This window comes from Geothermobacter hydrogeniphilus (genome assembly GCF_002093115.1).
GTDB lineage: Bacteria > Desulfobacterota > Desulfuromonadia > Desulfuromonadales > Geothermobacteraceae > Geothermobacter_A > Geothermobacter_A hydrogeniphilus.
In genome coordinates, this window is record NZ_NAAD01000004.1 from 113,036 (window position 1) to 126,679 (window position 13,644).

Below are 13,644 nucleotides of genomic sequence, written 5' to 3' on the forward strand. Positions count from 1 at the left end.
ATTGAAAGTGAAAGTAGCCAATGGTCAATCTGAAGATCGACGGAAAGACAGTTGAAATAGAGCAGGGGGCGACGATTCTGGCCGCCGCCGAGAAGGCCGGTATCCGCATTCCGACCCTCTGTTTCCTGAAAAAAGTTTCGCCGACCGGGGCCTGCCGGATCTGCGTGGTCGAGATCGAAGGAGTCGCCAAGCCGATGGCGGCCTGTCACACGCCGGCTGTTGACGGCATGGTGGTGACCACCCAGAGTGAAAAGCTGTACGCCACCCGCAAGCAGATCATTGAACTGCTGCTGGTCAATCATCCTCTCGATTGCCCGGTCTGTGACGCCGGCGGCGAATGTGAACTGCAGAATATCACCTATGAATTCAATGTGACCCGGCAGTCCTTCGAGGCCGAGGATGTCAGCCCTGGGACCATTGATGGCTGGCCGCTGATCCAGCAGGTGCCGAACCGTTGCGTGCTCTGCGAAAAATGCGTCAAGGTCTGTCACGAGGTGGTCGGCGCCAGTGCCCTGTTCACCAACGACAAGGGAGACAAGGCCTTTATCGACAAACATCTCGACCTCTGCGAATACTGCGGCAACTGCGTCCAGGTCTGTCCGACCGGGACGATGATCTCCAAGACTTTCAAATTCCGCGCCCGGCCCTGGGAACTGCGCAAGACCGCGACCGTCTGCACCCTGTGCAGCGGCCAGTGTGAAACCGAGGTGCAGACCAAGGGCAATGAGATTTTCCGCGTGGTCGCCGAAGACGGCTGCGGCAGCAACGACGGCAACCTCTGCATCGGCGGGTTTTTCAGCCACGGCTACGTTGCTTCCGACCGTCGCCTGACGGCCCCGCTGCTGAAACAGGACGGCATCCATCAGCAGCCGGTCTCCTGGGAGGAGGCGTTGTCCCGGGTGGTGGAAAAGGGGCGCGCCGCGGGCGGGGCGGCCTGTGCCGGACTGGGTTCCCCGCGCCTGACCAACGAGGAGAATTATCTCTTCCAGAAACTTTTCCGGGCTGGACTGGGCAGCAACAATCTCGACAGCGAGGCCCGGTTCGGTTTCCTGCGCGGGATGATGACTCTGCGTGACCAGCTCGGGCTCGGCGGTGCCAGCAATCGGTATGATCGCATCGGCTCGGCGGCGGCGGTGCTGGTTTTCGGTGCCGACGTGACTGCCGAGGCCCCCCTGGTTGACTGGCAGATTGAGCGTGCCTGCCGCCAGGGTGACGGCAAGCTGATGCTGGCCAACATGCGACGGGTGAAGCTGGCTCGACATGCCAATATCTTCCTGCAGTACAAGCCGGGCAGTGAAACCGGCCTGGCGCTGGCGCTGGCCCGGTTGATTGTCGACAAGGGGCTGGCCGATGAGGATTTCCTCAATCAGTATCTTGCCGACCCGGCAGCCCTTGAGCAACTGAGGACGGTTGATATCGATCAGGCGGCTGCCGCGGCCGGGGTTTCCCGGGCGCTGCTCGAAGAGGCGGCCGATCACATCGGCGGTGCTGAATCGGTCGCCATCATTTTCGGCGGAGACCTTCTCAAGGGTCGTCAGACCGAAGCCGCCACGGCCGCTCTGGCCGATCTGGCCCTGGTGTCGGGGGCCCTGCACGGCGATGTCGGCGGTCTGTTCCCGCTCGATGAAAAAGGCAACATGCAGGGCGTGGTTGACATGGGAGTGGCTCCCGAGTTGCTGCCCGGCCAGCAGGATTACGCCACCGCCAGGCTGCGGTTTGAAAAGGCCTGGGGGGTAAGCCTGCCGAACGGCGGGCGTGACGCCGCCGCCATCCTTGAAGGCATCGAAAAGGGTGAAATCCGGTTTCTCTATCTGGCCGGGGTTAACCCCCTGGTTGATTTTCCCGAGAGCGGCCGCTGGCGTCAGGCCCTTGACAAGGTTGATTTCCTGGTAGTTCAGGACATCCTCGCTTCCGAGTTGACCGAATGCGCTGACCTGGTTCTGCCCGGTGTCAGTTTTGCCGAAAAGAGCGGTACGGTGACCAGCCATGACGGCCGTCTCGGTTATCTGCAGCCGGCCCTGAAGCCTGTGGGAGAGGCCCGCCCTGATGGTCAGATCTTTGCCGAGCTGCTGGCGTTGCTGGGTGGTGCCCCGCTGGAGGCCGCGGCCTTGCAGGCCGAGATCAAGGATCTTTGTGGTCTCTACGAAGACGTCTGTTTCACCGGCCGGGGCCGCAGAAGCTGTCAGAAACTTCCCTGGCAGCCGCAGCCGAAACAGCTGAAAGTCCTTCCCGTGTCCCCGGCAGGCCCGGTTGAAGGTCTGCAACTGCTGGCCGGAACGATCCTCTTTCAGTTCGGTAGTACCACCACTTATGCTCCCGGTCCCGCCGAGGTGGCGCCGGCCGGGTACATCGAAATGAATCCGCAGGATGGAAAAGCCTGTGGCGTTCGGGACGGCGGTCGGGCCAAGTTGACGACCAGTACCGGCAGTGCCCTGGGTCCGGTCCGTTTCAGCGACGCGGTCCCGCAGGGGCTGGTGTTCGCCCCGGTGCATTTCGCCGATGTCAACGTGCAGCAGGCGATTCCGATCGACAGCTGCTACGTGGCGGTGGAGATCAGTAGGCCTTAGCCACGGGCTGATCATTTTCTCCACAAGAGTTTTTTTTCAGGTAAAATCAGGGCGCCCGGTCGCATGACCGCGGCGCCCTTTGCATTGACCTGAATCCGTGGATTCATTCACCGACACCGGACCAGGCACTGGTTCGAATCATTTTCGGAGGTTTGAGATGAAAACCGTCAGTTGTGATTACCGGGAGATGATCGCCTACAGCGAGGAGAAGGCCAACAAGGTGGTCATCGCCGAACTGGATCATTCACGCACCACCCTCTGGTGCCTGTTGCCGGGGCAGCAGATCAAACCTCATGAACATGCCGGCGATCACGTCTGGTCGGTGCTCGAAGGCAGCGGTAGTTACCTCAGTGATGACGAACCGCTGCCGATCACGCCAGGCAGTCTGGTGGTGGTCCCGGCCGGCAAACCGCACGGGGTGATCAACAATGGGCGGCAGGGGTTGGTTTTCCTGAGCATTTCCGCGGGATAGGGAGGTTTTCGACATGAATCGTCATCGCCGGATTCCGCTGTCGAAGCGTTCCCGCCAGGTGACTCCGTTTCTGGCCATGGAGGTGATGGAGCGGGCCAGGGAATTGCAGGCCGCGGGACGGGAGGTTATCTATCTGTGCCTGGGTGAGCCCGATTTTGCCACGCCGCAACCGGTGGTTGAGGCCGTGGTCGAGGCGGTCAGGGGGGGAGATACCGGTTACACCCATTCTCTCGGTCGGCTCGACCTGCGTGAAGAGATCGCCGCCCATTATCAACAACGTTACGGGGTTGATGTTGACCCCGAGCAGGTCCTGGTTTCGGCCGGGACCAGTCCGCTGATGCTGCTGCTGTTCGCCGCCCTGCTCGATCCCGGCGACGAGGTGATTCTGCCCGATCCGAGCTACGCCTGTTATCCCAATTTCATCACCTTCTTTGAGGGGTTGCCGCGCTATCTCAAGACCCGCCCGGAAGATGCTTTTCAGCCGCGGCCGGAGGTGGTGCGGGCGGCGATCACCGACCGCACCCGGGCGTTGCTGATCAACTCCCCCTCCAATCCGGCCGGTTCGGTCATGCCGCCCGCCTGGCTGGAGCAGTTGGCGGAGTTGCCGGTGCCGGTGGTTTCCGACGAGATCTACCACGGGCTGACCTATCAGGGAGAGGAGCGCTCAATCCTCGAGTACAGCTCCGAGGCTTTCGTCCTGGGCGGATTTTCCAAGACCTATGCCATGACCGGTTGGCGGCTCGGATACCTGATCGCTCCCCGTTCATGTGTTCGCACCCTGCAGAGCCTGCACCAGAATTTTCTGATCAGTGCCAATAATTTCGTTCAGGCCGCCGGAATCGCCGCCCTGCGCCACTGCGGCGACGATGTCGAAAGGATGCGCGCGGCCTATGATGCCCGCCGCCGGCACCTGTTGGGACGCCTGCCGGAACTGGGACTCGGGGTTGAACGTGATCCGGTGGCAGCTTTTTACGTGCTGGCCGACGCCCGGCATATCAGCACCGATTCCAAGGCGCTGGCGCTGGAGCTTTTGGAACAGACCGGCGTTGCCCTGACGCCGGGCGTCGATTTCGGGGCGGCCGCCGAAGGGTTTCTGCGTTTTTCCTATGCCAATTCGATTGCCAATATCGATCGGGCGATTGAACTGCTCAAGGAGTACTTCGGGCGGCGCGGCTGGTTGCCCTGAGCTGACGTGTCAGCAGGTCAATGTTCGTGGTAGCCGAGCACCACCAGCAGGCAGGAGCCGTTAGCGATGACATTGATCCCCGCCTGTTCAGCGTTGCGCACCGCTTCCGGATCTTCGGCGCCGGGTTGCATCCAGATATGTTCAATGCCCCTGGTGATGGCCATCTCGACAACGGTGCGGGTGACCTCCGGCGGGGTGATCACCGAGATGCTCTTCACCTCCGGGGGAAGCTGCGCCACCGAGGCGACGCAGGCCTGCCCTTCGATGGTTTCTGCGACCGGGTTGACCGGAATCACCCGGCGATCATTCTGCAGATAGCAGCGCAGCACCTTGTTGCCGTACTTGTGAGGCCTGGTTGAGGCACCGACCACGCCGAAGGCCGGCTGGTCGAGAAAACGGCGGATCTTCTCTTCGATGGTCATGGATTTCTCCTTGGCGGTCATGGTGCCGATTCTACGCGTTTCGACGCCCGTGGGCAAATCATGCTGCCCGATCCCCATTCTGCACCGTTTGTCGCGGGAAAAAAAACTAAAATCAATTCCTTTCGGGTCGATAAGAAAAGAGCGGGGAAGGTGGCGCAGGCTTGCCCCTGCCCGGTGCAACCAGGAAAGGAACAGTTTTGGGTTACGTACTGCTCGATGATCTGCAGGCGGGAATGGTTCTCGGTGACGACCTGTTCACCGAAAAGGGCCAGTTTGTTCTTGCCAAGGGAGTCGAACTGGAAGAACGTCATCTGCAGGCCCTGCGTCGGTTCGGCATCCTCGAAGTGGATATTGTCGGAACCTCGCAGTCCGAACTCGATGGTGGCGAACTCGACCCGGTACTGATCGAAGAGAGTGTCCGCTTCCAGCAGGCCCGCTTCAGTCTTAATGATCGTGACCACGAGGTGGTCTCCGAAGTCTTCGAGCTTGCCTGCGAGCAGACCGCCAGGCGACTGCAGTCCGGCTGGAAACCCGCGGTCGCCAACCTTCCGGAGACTCTTGGAGAGGATCTCGACTGGAGCAACAAGCCCACCTCGGAAGACCTGGTCCGGGGCAAGGTCAAGCTCGCTTCGCTGCCGGACGTCTACAGCAAGATTGTCGAGGCGCTGAATGTCCCGGGCTGCGCCGCAAATCACCTGGCGGAGATTGTCAGTAAGGACAGCAGTATCTCGGTCCGGCTGCTGAAGCTGGTCAACAGTGCCTTCTACAGTCTGACGAGCAAGGTTGATTCCATCTCCCGCGCGATCACCCTGCTGGGCACCCGGGAACTGCTGAGCCTGGCTCTGGGGATTTCCATCGTCCGTCTGTTCCGCACGATTCCGACCGAACTGATCGATATGGAGGCCTTCTGGAAGCATTCCATCCGGACCGGTCTTTTTGCCCAGCAGCTGGCCCGTCGCAAGGGGCTGGAAGAAACCGAAATGTTCTTTGTCGGCGGCCTGCTGCATGATATCGGTCGCCTGGTGATGCTGGTGGAGATACCGGAGTTCTATGCCCGGGCCCTGGTGACGGCGCAGCGGGAAGGGTTGGCCATCTACCAGGCTGAACGTCAGGAACTGGCCTACGACCATGGACAGATCGGCCGCATGCTGGGCGAGTTGTGGCGACTTTCCCGGACCCTCAGTCAAATGATCGGTTGGCACCACAAGCCGCAGGGGGATCGGTTCTCGGAAGAAACCTGCATTGTGCACCTGGCCGATTTCATGGCCCATGCCCTGGGCGCGGAAACCAATCTGGCAAGTTCCATTTCACCCTTCAACCCCAGGGCCTGGGAGGTCATCGATCTGCCGACCAATATCCTCGCTCCGGCCAGTCAGCATGTCGAGCGTCATTTCATCGATATCTCGCGTACCTTCCTTGCAGACGATTGACGGTTTTTTCGGGCCGTAACCCGCATGTTCAACCATTGACCATCGGCATTATGCCGCCGTTGTTCACCCCTGTTTCGGTTGCCGGAATCGGTGTCCCCCGCGGCGACAGTGGAAAAGATCGTCGACTGAATAGCAATCCCTCTGGCTGATGTTATGCTTTTTAAGCGATATCAACATCCTACGGAGGTGCATCCATGGAACAAGCAGTAATCCGCTGGACCCTTCTGCTGTCGGCCCTGGTTTTTCTGGCCGGCTGCAGTTCAACCCAGATGGCCGCGACCTGGCATGATCCGAATGTGCCGAGCGGATCGGTGAAAAAGGTCTTTGTCATTGGTGTCGCCAAGGATCAGCTCAATCGACGCCTGGTGGAAGACAAGTTTGCCGCCAAGCTGGCTTCGCTGGGAAGCAGGGGCGTGCAGAGTTATAATTATTTCAGTGATACCCAGCTTAAGGATGACAAGGACGCGGTGATGACCAAGGTCAGGGAGCTTGGTTGTGACGCGGTGTTGGTTACCATGGCAACCGGCAGCCGGACCGAAACAGTTATTACCCCCGGCCGGACCTACGGCACGGTCCGTGGTGACAGCTATCGCTATGAACGCCGCCGTTACACACCTTCCGATCGTTCCCGGCGTGGATGGGATGATTATTATCGGAGCAGTTTCGATATCACACACGAACCGGTGACCAGTACGGATTTCAAGATAGTAACCATGGAGAGCAACCTCTATAACCTGGACAAGAAACTGATCTGGTCAGCCCAGGCTGAAACCGTGATCGACAAGCCGGTCGGTGAGCTGATTACCGAATTTGTCGATGAAGTCGGCAAGGATATGGCCGCCTCCGGTCTGTTCTGAGCGGTCAGGCAGGTCTGCTGTGCAAACGCCCCGTCGGGTTTTCCGGCGGGGCGTTTTTAATTCGTGCGTTCAGGCGGGATGGCGAGAGTGTTTTCCGTGGGATCAGCGCGGAGGTTGGATCATCAGATCGAGGTCTTCCAGCAGGGCCTGCAGGTCTTCTTCGTGCTCAACCTCCTGTTCGATGATCTGCAGGGCGATGTTGTAGGTGATCGGATCCTTGCCTTCGGTCAGCTTCATCAGGCGGTCATAGACGCTGATGGCGCATTGCTCGGCCTTGATGTTCTGTTCCAGGAGGGCGCGGACAAAGGGGTTGTCGGGGGCGTCGTAGCCGCAGTTGGTCCACTTGAACCAGTCTTTGGGGGTGGTCAGCGGCGTGCCGCCCAGCTGGATGATGCGGTTGGAAACCAGCTCGGCGTGTGCCAGTTCCTCGGTGGCGTGCTGCAGCAGTTCGGCGATGATGGCATCCTTCATCGGCCCCTTGGCGATCTTGGCCCCGAGCCAGTACTGGTAATAGGCCAGCCACTCGTCGGCGAAGGCCTTGTTGAGAGTTTTCAGCAGTTCATCGGCATCCAGACCGATGATTTCTCTTCCCCTGGTTCCCATGAAATCCTCCATTTTTCAAGCGGTTAGCGATTTATTGGCAGATAAATCAACTCTATCGCGAGAAGGGTGATTGTCAAATGGAGGTGAGAAAGAAGGCCTGAATCAGTGAACCCGTGATCGGCAATCAGCACAATGTTCTTCTCCGCCGTGCTGATTACACGTGCGCCGTCACGAGCGGATGATGGATGGCGCGGGGCATGGTAAAATGCACCGGTAAGCACCCCGCGCGGGCAACACTCCAACAGGAACTCACTGACTCAGGTGGAAGGAATCCAGCTCCCATGACCAAGCCCAACACCGATGCCGGTATGCCGATCGCCATCACTCTTGACCCGGGAACCTACGATCGCTGCGCCTGTGGCGGTTCGCAGAACCTGCCCTTCTGTGACGGCAGTCACTCCTCTGACGGTCCCCGGCCGATCCGCTTCAAGATCACCCGGCGGCAGAAGGTTTATCTCTGCAGCTGCGGCAAAACCGGCAATCGGCCCTTCTGTGACGGGGGCTGCGGGTTCAGTCCCGACAGCGAAAGCTGATCACTCGCAGTGTTTTCGTGCCGGCAGGCATATTGCCGCCCTGGTTCGTCCCTGGCGGGAGCCATGCGTGTAGCCGACCACCGCGAAATTCTCTGACAGCTTCCGGGCCAGCGCCTCATAGGCGGGGTTCCTGCTCCGCACGCAACTGGACAGGTGTACCACCTCGACTCCGAGCTGTTTCAGCCGCTCGATCTTTTTGTCCAGTGCCCCCCCGTCATGCGTGAAGGCGACCAGCCGGGCCTCCGGTCCGTAGGGGGCAAAGGCGTCTTCTCGTTGGAAAAAGGCGCCGAGGCAGCCCTTGCCGGTGCATTTGTCGAGGGTTGTCTTGTGGACAATGATGGCGATTTTCATTTTGTTGTCGAAAAGAAAGGGTTGTTACCCGAGCCCGATGGCAATGCCTGGCGAATAGCGTTGCGACTGCTGGCCGCCCGCCGATCCTGCAAACCTCTGGTGCGGGGTCCGGTGCTGTTCATGCGCTGTCGTCGCGGAGCTTTTCATTGCCGTTTCCCGGCCGCCAGCCCTGCCGGCCCACATGCACAATGAGAGTGCTCATGTAGCTGAGCGGGACCGGTTGCCAGGTCTCGAGATTGTCGATCAGCAGTTCGCCGTTGCCCTGCTCGATGCAGCTGACCAGTCGGGCGGAGCCGAGCAGGCCGCGTTCTTTCAGGAGCTTGCGGAGAGCGCTGATCATCCCGCCGGCCTTGTAGAGTACCAGGGTCTCGCAATGGTCCAGCGCCCCGGCAACCAGTTCCATGTCGGTGGCCGACATCAGGGTCAGGCGATCCTCCTGCAGAGTGAGGGGGACGCCGAAACGGCTGGCGCCGGTCTGAAAAGCGCTGATTCCGGGGACCACGTGAATTCGCTCCCGGGGGAGCTGTTCCGTCAGCCCCTGCATGAGGTAGGAACTGGTGGCAAAGATCAGGGGGTCGCCGAGGGTTGCCTGGACCACGGCACGTCCCTGCCGGCAATGGTCCGTCACCTGCGCGGCCAGCTCCTGCCAGCGGGCGCGGGTGGCCTGATCATTGCGCTGCATGGGATAGCTGACACAGAGCAGTTGCTGATCCCGCAGGAACGGCCGGATCGTCTCCAGGGCCAGGCTGCGATCGGCTCCCCGGGCGCGGGGAACAATCACCAGATCGGCGCTCTCGATGATCCGGGCGGCGCGCAGAGTCAGCAGGTCCGGAGCGCCGGGACCGACGCCGACGGCGTAGAAGTGCCCGGACAGGGCGGGGCTGGCTGGATTCATCCGTTGCTGGCCTCCCGGAAGTAGCGGTTGAGTTTCAGGACATTGTCGAAACTGTGCGTGTTGGCGCGGGAGAAGAGCAGTTCGTCGACCCGCAGAAACCGGGCATCAAGTCGCTTCAGCGGACCACGTTCCGCGGGCGGGAGGGGATTCTTGTTCATCGGTCCAACCTGGTAGATGTAGACATCCGGCTGCCGGGCGAGGACCGATTCCGGGTTGAAACGAACCAGTTTGCGCTGGCTCGGGGCGAGCAGAACACCTCCTGCCCGGTTGACAATGTCGGCCACGATGTGACCGCTGCCGGCAACGATGAGCGGCATGGCGGTTATTTCAAAGATCACTTTCGGCGTGGTGGTGAGCGGTCTGAGATCGGTCAGTTTCTGCCGCTGGCGGGCAATCAATCGTTTGCCGGCGGTTGGTTTGTCCAGCGTCGCCGCCAGTTCGCCGATCTGCTGCAGGATTTCATCGAGGGTGCGGGGGTGATAGGTGAAAACCGGTGCGTCGATCGCGGCTGCCATCTGCTCTGAGAAAAACCGATTGGAGGAGATAATCAACAGGTCAGGGGCGAGTGAACGGATAATCTCCAGGTTGGGATGAATGTGTGAGCCGACCTGGCGGGCGCGGGGGAATCCTTTGAGGTTCCGGGTCACTCCGACCACCTGGTCCGCCACGCCCAGTTTGAGCAGAATGTCGCCGGCGGCCGGGGCCAGCAGGACGATACGCCTGGCGGCGACAGCTTCAGTGCTGAAACAGAAAAGCAGCAGTACCAGTAGCAACTTGGACATTGTAAGTCTCCGTAAGCAGTGCGGGGGTCAGTTGCGCCCGGTGTACGTCGGCCAGCAGGCGCCCCTCTTTCAGCAGCAGAAAGCGGTCGAAAAAGCGGTGTGCGAGATTGATGTCGTGGACCGGCGCGACGATGGTTTCCGGCCGCTCTCTGAGCAGGGAAAAAATTTCCAGGGCATGGCGGATGTCGAGGCCGGCGTTCGGCTCATCGAGATAGAGCAGCGGAGCCTGCTGGTTGAGGACCCGGGCCAGCATCACCCGGCGTTTCTCTCCCCCGGAGAGCTGGTTGAACGGCCGTTCGGTGAGGTCCTCCAGGTCGAACCGGGCCAGCATCTCCGTACTCAGCTGCCGGTCCTCGGCGCTGAAGGCATTCCCCTGCCGATGGGGGAAGCGGCCGAACAGCACCACTTCGAAGACGCTGAACGGGAAGATAACGTCACTGAACTGGGGCAGCAGGGCGAACAGCCGCGCCCGCCGGATCATGGGGATTTTCTGCAGCGGCTCGTTGTCGTATCGCACCCGCCCTCCGGATGGCGGCAGCAGTCCGGCGAGCAGCTGCAGCAGGGTCGTTTTGCCGCAGCCGTTTTCTCCGAGGATGGCGACCTTCTCTCCCGGGGCGATTTGCAGCCGGTCCAGTTCCAGGGTGAACCGTCCCCGTCGGAAGTGCAGCCTGTCGACGCTCAGTTCAGCCATGCCAGAACCTTTCCCGGCGGGTCTGCAGCAGGTAGAGGAAAAACCCGCCGCCGAGCAGGGCGGTGACGATGCCGACCGGCAGTTCGGCACCGCCGGGGATGATGATGCGGGCCAGGGTGTCGGCGGCGGTCAGCAGCAGGGCGCCGAGCAGAGAGGAATAGAAGAGGTTGTGGCGCATGTCGCTGCCGAACAGGCTGCGGGCGATGTGCGGAACGATCAGGCCGACGAAGCCGATGATGCCGGTGTGGCTGACGGCGACGGCGACCAGCAGGGTGGCGATGACAAAGGCAAAGCTGCGCAACCGATGGACGTTGACGCCCAGGGTCTGAGCCGAATGTTCGTCGAGAGCCAGCAGGTTGAGCTGCAGGGCCCGGCGGGTGAACAGCAGGTAGGCGACGGCAAAAACCGTCACACAGACCAGCAGCTTTTCCCAGTCGACGACGAAAAATCCGCCCATCAACCAGAAGACGATCGAGGACAGGGAATCCTCGAAATAATACTTGGAAAAACTGATCACCGCCGAGGCGACGATGTTCATGACAATCCCGGCCAGGATCATGCTTACCGGGTTGATGAAGCCGTCCCTGCGGGCCAGGCGATAGACCAGCAGCAGCCCGCCCAGCCCGGTCAGCAGGGCAACCAGCGGCACCAGCGACAGGGGAATGCCCAGGGCGATGGCGAGGACCGCGCCCAGGGCGGCCGAGGATGCTGCCCCGGTGGTGAAACTGTCGGCCAGGGGATTTTTCAGGGTCAGCTGGTAGACGCTCCCCGACAGGCCGAGCATGGCACCGATCACGGCGCTGAACAGTACCCGCGGCAGCCGCAGTCCGAACAGGATGTCCCGTTCCACCGCCGTCAGATTGAAGGGATGGATGGTTGTCGAACCGAGCAGGCAGGAGCCGATCAGGGTCAGAACGAAGAGGAACCAGAGCAGCCGTTTCATGCCTGCACCCTGGCGACCACCCGGCCGGCGAGCAGAAACAGGCCGACCAGCATGATCAGCAGCACCGGAAACAGCCCGGTTTCGACCGCAGCCCCCGGCAGCAGGGTCGAGCGTATCAGTCGCGTTGAGTAGGTCAGCGGCGAGAGAGCGGCCAGCAGACGAACCGGAAGCGGCATCTGCGCCACCGGAAAGAAGGTGCCGGAGAGAAACATGATCGGCGTGATCAGAAAGGCGTTCATGGTCGCCTGGTCGCTGTGGTTGCGTACCAGCAGGGCGACCACCAGCCCGAGCAGGGCGAAGATGCCGAGGTGCAGCAGCAGCGCCAGCAGAAACAGTGGTCCGAAGTGCAGTTGCACACCGCACAGCAGGCTGTAGCAGGCGATGACCAGCACCGGGATCAGTCCCCTGGTGATACCGTAGCTCATCTCGCCGACCACGATTTCCCAGCGTCGGATCGGTGCCAGCAGGTATTCTTCGAACACCTTGAAGTAGAAGCGGGCGATGTTGATTTCGGTGGCGATGCCGTAACTCTGGTTCATGCTGCTCATGGTCAGCAGCCCCGGCAGCAGAAAGGCCAGGTAGCTCAATCCGTCCACCCGGGCGTTGCTGCCGATGCCGTAGCCGAAGGCGATCAGGAACAGTCCCGGTGAAACGGCAGCCGAGAGTACGGTCTTGACCAGCTTCCTGCGCAGGATCAGGATCTCCCGCAGATAGATGCCCCGGACGCCGTTCAGCATCGTGCCTCCAGCCGTTTGCCGGTCAGGCGCAGAAAGACATCTTCAAGGGTGGTCTCACGGATGCGCACCGACATCTCCAGTTGTTTCAGTCGTTCGAGGGCCGCTTCCCGGGTGGTGAAAAATTCGTTGTCCAGGGACTCTTCCCGGTAGATGTCGAGGACGAAATGACCGGCCTGCTGTTTCAGCTCGGCCGGGGTGCCTTCGGCGATAATCCGTGCCCGATCGATGATCATGACCCGGTCGGCGAGGCTGTCGGCTTCTTCGATATAGTGGGTGGTGAGAAAAACCGTACACTGCTGTTCCTGGTTGATGCGACGCAGAAAGGCCCACATGCGGCGCCGGCTGTGCGGGTCGAGGCCGACCGTCGGTTCGTCGAGAAACAGGATCGTCGGCTTATGGAGCAGGGCGCGGGCGATGACCAGTTTGCGCTTCATGCCGCCGGAGAGTTTGCCGGCCGGGGTGTCGCGTTTTTCGTTCAGGGCGGCGAAGTCGAGGCAGAAATTGATCCGTTCGCTGAGCTCCCGTCCGCCAAGGCCGAACAAACGGCCGTGAACCCGCAGGTTCTCACGGACCGTCAGTTCCTTGTCGAGGTTATTGTGCTGGGGCACGACGCCGATCATTTTTTTGACGGCCAGTCGTCCCGGGTCGAAGTCTTCTCCACGATAACGGATGTGCCCGCGATCCGGAGAGAGCAGCCCGGTCAGCAGATTGATCGTCGTGGTCTTCCCGGCACCGTTGGGGCCGAGAAAGGCGAACAATTCCCCCCGGGCGACCCGGAAGCTGATTCCGTCGACCGCGCGGGTTTTCCCGAATCGGCGGCAGAGGTCGATGACTTCGATTTCAGCTTGCATAGAAATAAAAAAAGGTCCGCACCACCCCGGCAGGGGCGTGCGGACCTTGCGTTTTTAAGATCCGGGCAGTCCACTTTCCCTGAACCCCGGGGAAGAATGTGGCGGGTTCGTTCCGGCAGGTCTTCTGGCTCGCGAATCATCCTCCGGGCCGCCTTCCCGATCGTATTGATCAGTGGCTGTCGGCCCTTCGTCCTCGCTCACAGCGGCGGGTCCGCGGGGGATTTGCACCCCTCTTCCCTATCAAGCCCCGTCGGGGCACCGGCGAACAGGTATTCTCAATGGTCCGCATTTTTAACATGAAGCAGGTGCCGCTGACAAGGCCGG

General features: G+C 61.0%; 15 protein-coding genes and 1 riboswitch. Of the genes, 6 read left to right on the forward strand and 9 right to left on the reverse strand.

All coding sequences use genetic code 11. From position 1 onward, the window contains the following. Positions 1 to 20: 20 nt before the first annotated feature. The 3 genes from B5V00_RS05020 to B5V00_RS05030 all read left to right on the forward strand — a co-directional run bounded on the left by B5V00_RS05020 (position 21) and on the right by B5V00_RS05030 (position 4,225). On the forward strand, positions 21 to 2,567 hold the full coding sequence (locus B5V00_RS05020; RefSeq protein WP_085009668.1) for a molybdopterin-dependent oxidoreductase: 2,547 nt from the start codon (positions 21 to 23) through the stop codon (positions 2,565 to 2,567). Positions 2,568 to 2,724: 157 nt separating this feature from the next. After that, positions 2,725 to 3,039 (forward strand): cupin domain-containing protein, encoded by a 315-nt coding sequence (locus tag B5V00_RS05025; protein ID WP_085009669.1) that lies wholly within the window; start codon positions 2,725 to 2,727, stop codon positions 3,037 to 3,039. Between the two features lie 13 nt (positions 3,040 to 3,052). Further along, a complete protein-coding gene (locus B5V00_RS05030) occupies positions 3,053 to 4,225 on the forward strand; it encodes a pyridoxal phosphate-dependent aminotransferase (protein WP_085009670.1) in 1,173 nt (390 codons plus the stop codon). Between the two features lie 17 nt (positions 4,226 to 4,242). On the opposite strand, the gene B5V00_RS05035 is transcribed toward B5V00_RS05030, so the two are convergent. Next, positions 4,243 to 4,647 carry a CoA-binding protein gene (locus B5V00_RS05035; protein ID WP_085009671.1) on the reverse strand — a complete coding sequence of 135 codons (405 nt, stop codon included), beginning with the start codon at positions 4,645 to 4,647 and terminating at the stop codon, positions 4,243 to 4,245. Between the two features lie 197 nt (positions 4,648 to 4,844). Here B5V00_RS05035 and B5V00_RS05040 point away from each other — a divergent pair, with 197 nt between their 5' ends. Together B5V00_RS05040 and B5V00_RS05045 are read left to right on the forward strand one after the other, a co-directional pair. Continuing rightward, positions 4,845 to 6,077 carry an HDOD domain-containing protein gene (locus tag B5V00_RS05040; RefSeq protein WP_085009672.1) on the forward strand — a complete coding sequence of 411 codons (1,233 nt, stop codon included), beginning with the start codon at positions 4,845 to 4,847 and terminating at the stop codon, positions 6,075 to 6,077. A gap of 194 nt (positions 6,078 to 6,271) precedes the next feature. Beyond that, a complete protein-coding gene (locus tag B5V00_RS05045; protein WP_085009673.1) occupies positions 6,272 to 6,934 on the forward strand; it encodes a hypothetical protein in 663 nt (220 codons plus the stop codon). 102 nt (positions 6,935 to 7,036) lie between these two features. Here B5V00_RS05045 and B5V00_RS05050 read toward each other — a convergent pair whose 3' ends face one another. Next, on the reverse strand, positions 7,037 to 7,537 hold the full coding sequence (locus B5V00_RS05050; protein WP_085009674.1) for a ferritin-like domain-containing protein: 501 nt from the start codon (positions 7,535 to 7,537) through the stop codon (positions 7,037 to 7,039). 281 nt (positions 7,538 to 7,818) lie between these two features. Between B5V00_RS05050 and B5V00_RS05055 the strand changes: the two genes are divergently transcribed. After that, a complete protein-coding gene (locus B5V00_RS05055; RefSeq protein ID WP_085009675.1) occupies positions 7,819 to 8,070 on the forward strand; it encodes a CDGSH iron-sulfur domain-containing protein in 252 nt (83 codons plus the stop codon). Here the strand turns inward: B5V00_RS05055 and B5V00_RS05060 are convergent, their stop codons facing one another. The 7 genes from B5V00_RS05060 to B5V00_RS05090 form a co-directional block, all read right to left on the reverse strand. Continuing rightward, entirely contained in the window at positions 8,071 to 8,421 is a 351-nt protein-coding gene (locus tag B5V00_RS05060) for a CGGC domain-containing protein (protein WP_085009676.1), read from the reverse strand. It abuts the gene before it with no gap. A gap of 118 nt (positions 8,422 to 8,539) precedes the next feature. Further along, complete coding sequence (cobI, locus tag B5V00_RS05065; protein ID WP_085009677.1) at positions 8,540 to 9,316, reverse strand: precorrin-2 C(20)-methyltransferase; 777 nt, start codon at positions 9,314 to 9,316, stop codon at positions 8,540 to 8,542. Further along, a complete protein-coding gene (locus B5V00_RS05070) occupies positions 9,313 to 10,098 on the reverse strand; it encodes an ABC transporter substrate-binding protein (protein WP_085009678.1) in 786 nt (261 codons plus the stop codon). Before B5V00_RS05070 ends, cobI begins: the two co-directional genes overlap by 4 nt. Beyond that, positions 10,052 to 10,789: an ABC transporter ATP-binding protein gene (locus B5V00_RS05075; RefSeq protein ID WP_085009679.1), complete on the reverse strand. Its 738-nt coding sequence runs from the start codon at positions 10,787 to 10,789 to the stop codon at positions 10,052 to 10,054. The genes B5V00_RS05070 and B5V00_RS05075 overlap by 47 nt, the downstream gene beginning before the upstream one ends. Next, positions 10,782 to 11,732 (reverse strand): FecCD family ABC transporter permease, encoded by a 951-nt coding sequence (locus B5V00_RS05080; RefSeq protein ID WP_085009680.1) that lies wholly within the window; start codon positions 11,730 to 11,732, stop codon positions 10,782 to 10,784. Before B5V00_RS05080 ends, B5V00_RS05075 begins: the two co-directional genes overlap by 8 nt. Beyond that, positions 11,729 to 12,469 carry an ABC transporter permease gene (locus tag B5V00_RS05085; protein WP_085009681.1) on the reverse strand — a complete coding sequence of 247 codons (741 nt, stop codon included), beginning with the start codon at positions 12,467 to 12,469 and terminating at the stop codon, positions 11,729 to 11,731. The genes B5V00_RS05080 and B5V00_RS05085 overlap by 4 nt, the downstream gene beginning before the upstream one ends. After that, the gene (locus B5V00_RS05090) at positions 12,463 to 13,320 is read right to left on the reverse strand and encodes an ABC transporter ATP-binding protein (RefSeq protein ID WP_085009682.1); all 858 of its coding nucleotides are present in this window, start codon (positions 13,318 to 13,320) and stop codon (positions 12,463 to 12,465) included. Before B5V00_RS05090 ends, B5V00_RS05085 begins: the two co-directional genes overlap by 7 nt. 95 nt (positions 13,321 to 13,415) lie before the next feature. Beyond that, positions 13,416 to 13,598, reverse strand: a riboswitch (cobalamin riboswitch). Positions 13,599 to 13,644: the final 46 nt, after the last annotated feature.

Excerpts from the sequence above, each read along its gene's own strand:
- B5V00_RS05020 (WP_085009668.1), top strand. The coding sequence starts at position 21 with ATGGTCAATCTGAAGATCGACGGAAAGACAGTTGAAATAGAGCAGGGG.
- B5V00_RS05025 (WP_085009669.1), top strand. The coding sequence starts at position 2,725 with ATGAAAACCGTCAGTTGTGATTACCGGGAGATGATCGCCTACAGCGAG.
- B5V00_RS05030 (WP_085009670.1), top strand. The coding sequence starts at position 3,053 with ATGAATCGTCATCGCCGGATTCCGCTGTCGAAGCGTTCCCGCCAGGTG.
- B5V00_RS05035 (WP_085009671.1), bottom strand. The coding sequence starts at position 4,647 with ATGACCATCGAAGAGAAGATCCGCCGTTTTCTCGACCAGCCGGCCTTC.
- B5V00_RS05045 (WP_085009673.1), top strand. The coding sequence starts at position 6,272 with ATGGAACAAGCAGTAATCCGCTGGACCCTTCTGCTGTCGGCCCTGGTT.
- B5V00_RS05050 (WP_085009674.1), bottom strand. The coding sequence starts at position 7,537 with ATGGGAACCAGGGGAAGAGAAATCATCGGTCTGGATGCCGATGAACTG.
- B5V00_RS05055 (WP_085009675.1), top strand. The coding sequence starts at position 7,819 with ATGACCAAGCCCAACACCGATGCCGGTATGCCGATCGCCATCACTCTT.
- B5V00_RS05060 (WP_085009676.1), bottom strand. The coding sequence starts at position 8,421 with ATGAAAATCGCCATCATTGTCCACAAGACAACCCTCGACAAATGCACC.
- cobI (WP_085009677.1), bottom strand. The coding sequence starts at position 9,316 with ATGAATCCAGCCAGCCCCGCCCTGTCCGGGCACTTCTACGCCGTCGGC.
- B5V00_RS05070 (WP_085009678.1), bottom strand. The coding sequence starts at position 10,098 with ATGTCCAAGTTGCTACTGGTACTGCTGCTTTTCTGTTTCAGCACTGAA.
- B5V00_RS05075 (WP_085009679.1), bottom strand. The coding sequence starts at position 10,789 with ATGGCTGAACTGAGCGTCGACAGGCTGCACTTCCGACGGGGACGGTTC.
- B5V00_RS05080 (WP_085009680.1), bottom strand. The coding sequence starts at position 11,732 with ATGAAACGGCTGCTCTGGTTCCTCTTCGTTCTGACCCTGATCGGCTCC.
- B5V00_RS05085 (WP_085009681.1), bottom strand. The coding sequence starts at position 12,469 with ATGCTGAACGGCGTCCGGGGCATCTATCTGCGGGAGATCCTGATCCTG.
- B5V00_RS05090 (WP_085009682.1), bottom strand. The coding sequence starts at position 13,320 with ATGCAAGCTGAAATCGAAGTCATCGACCTCTGCCGCCGATTCGGGAAA.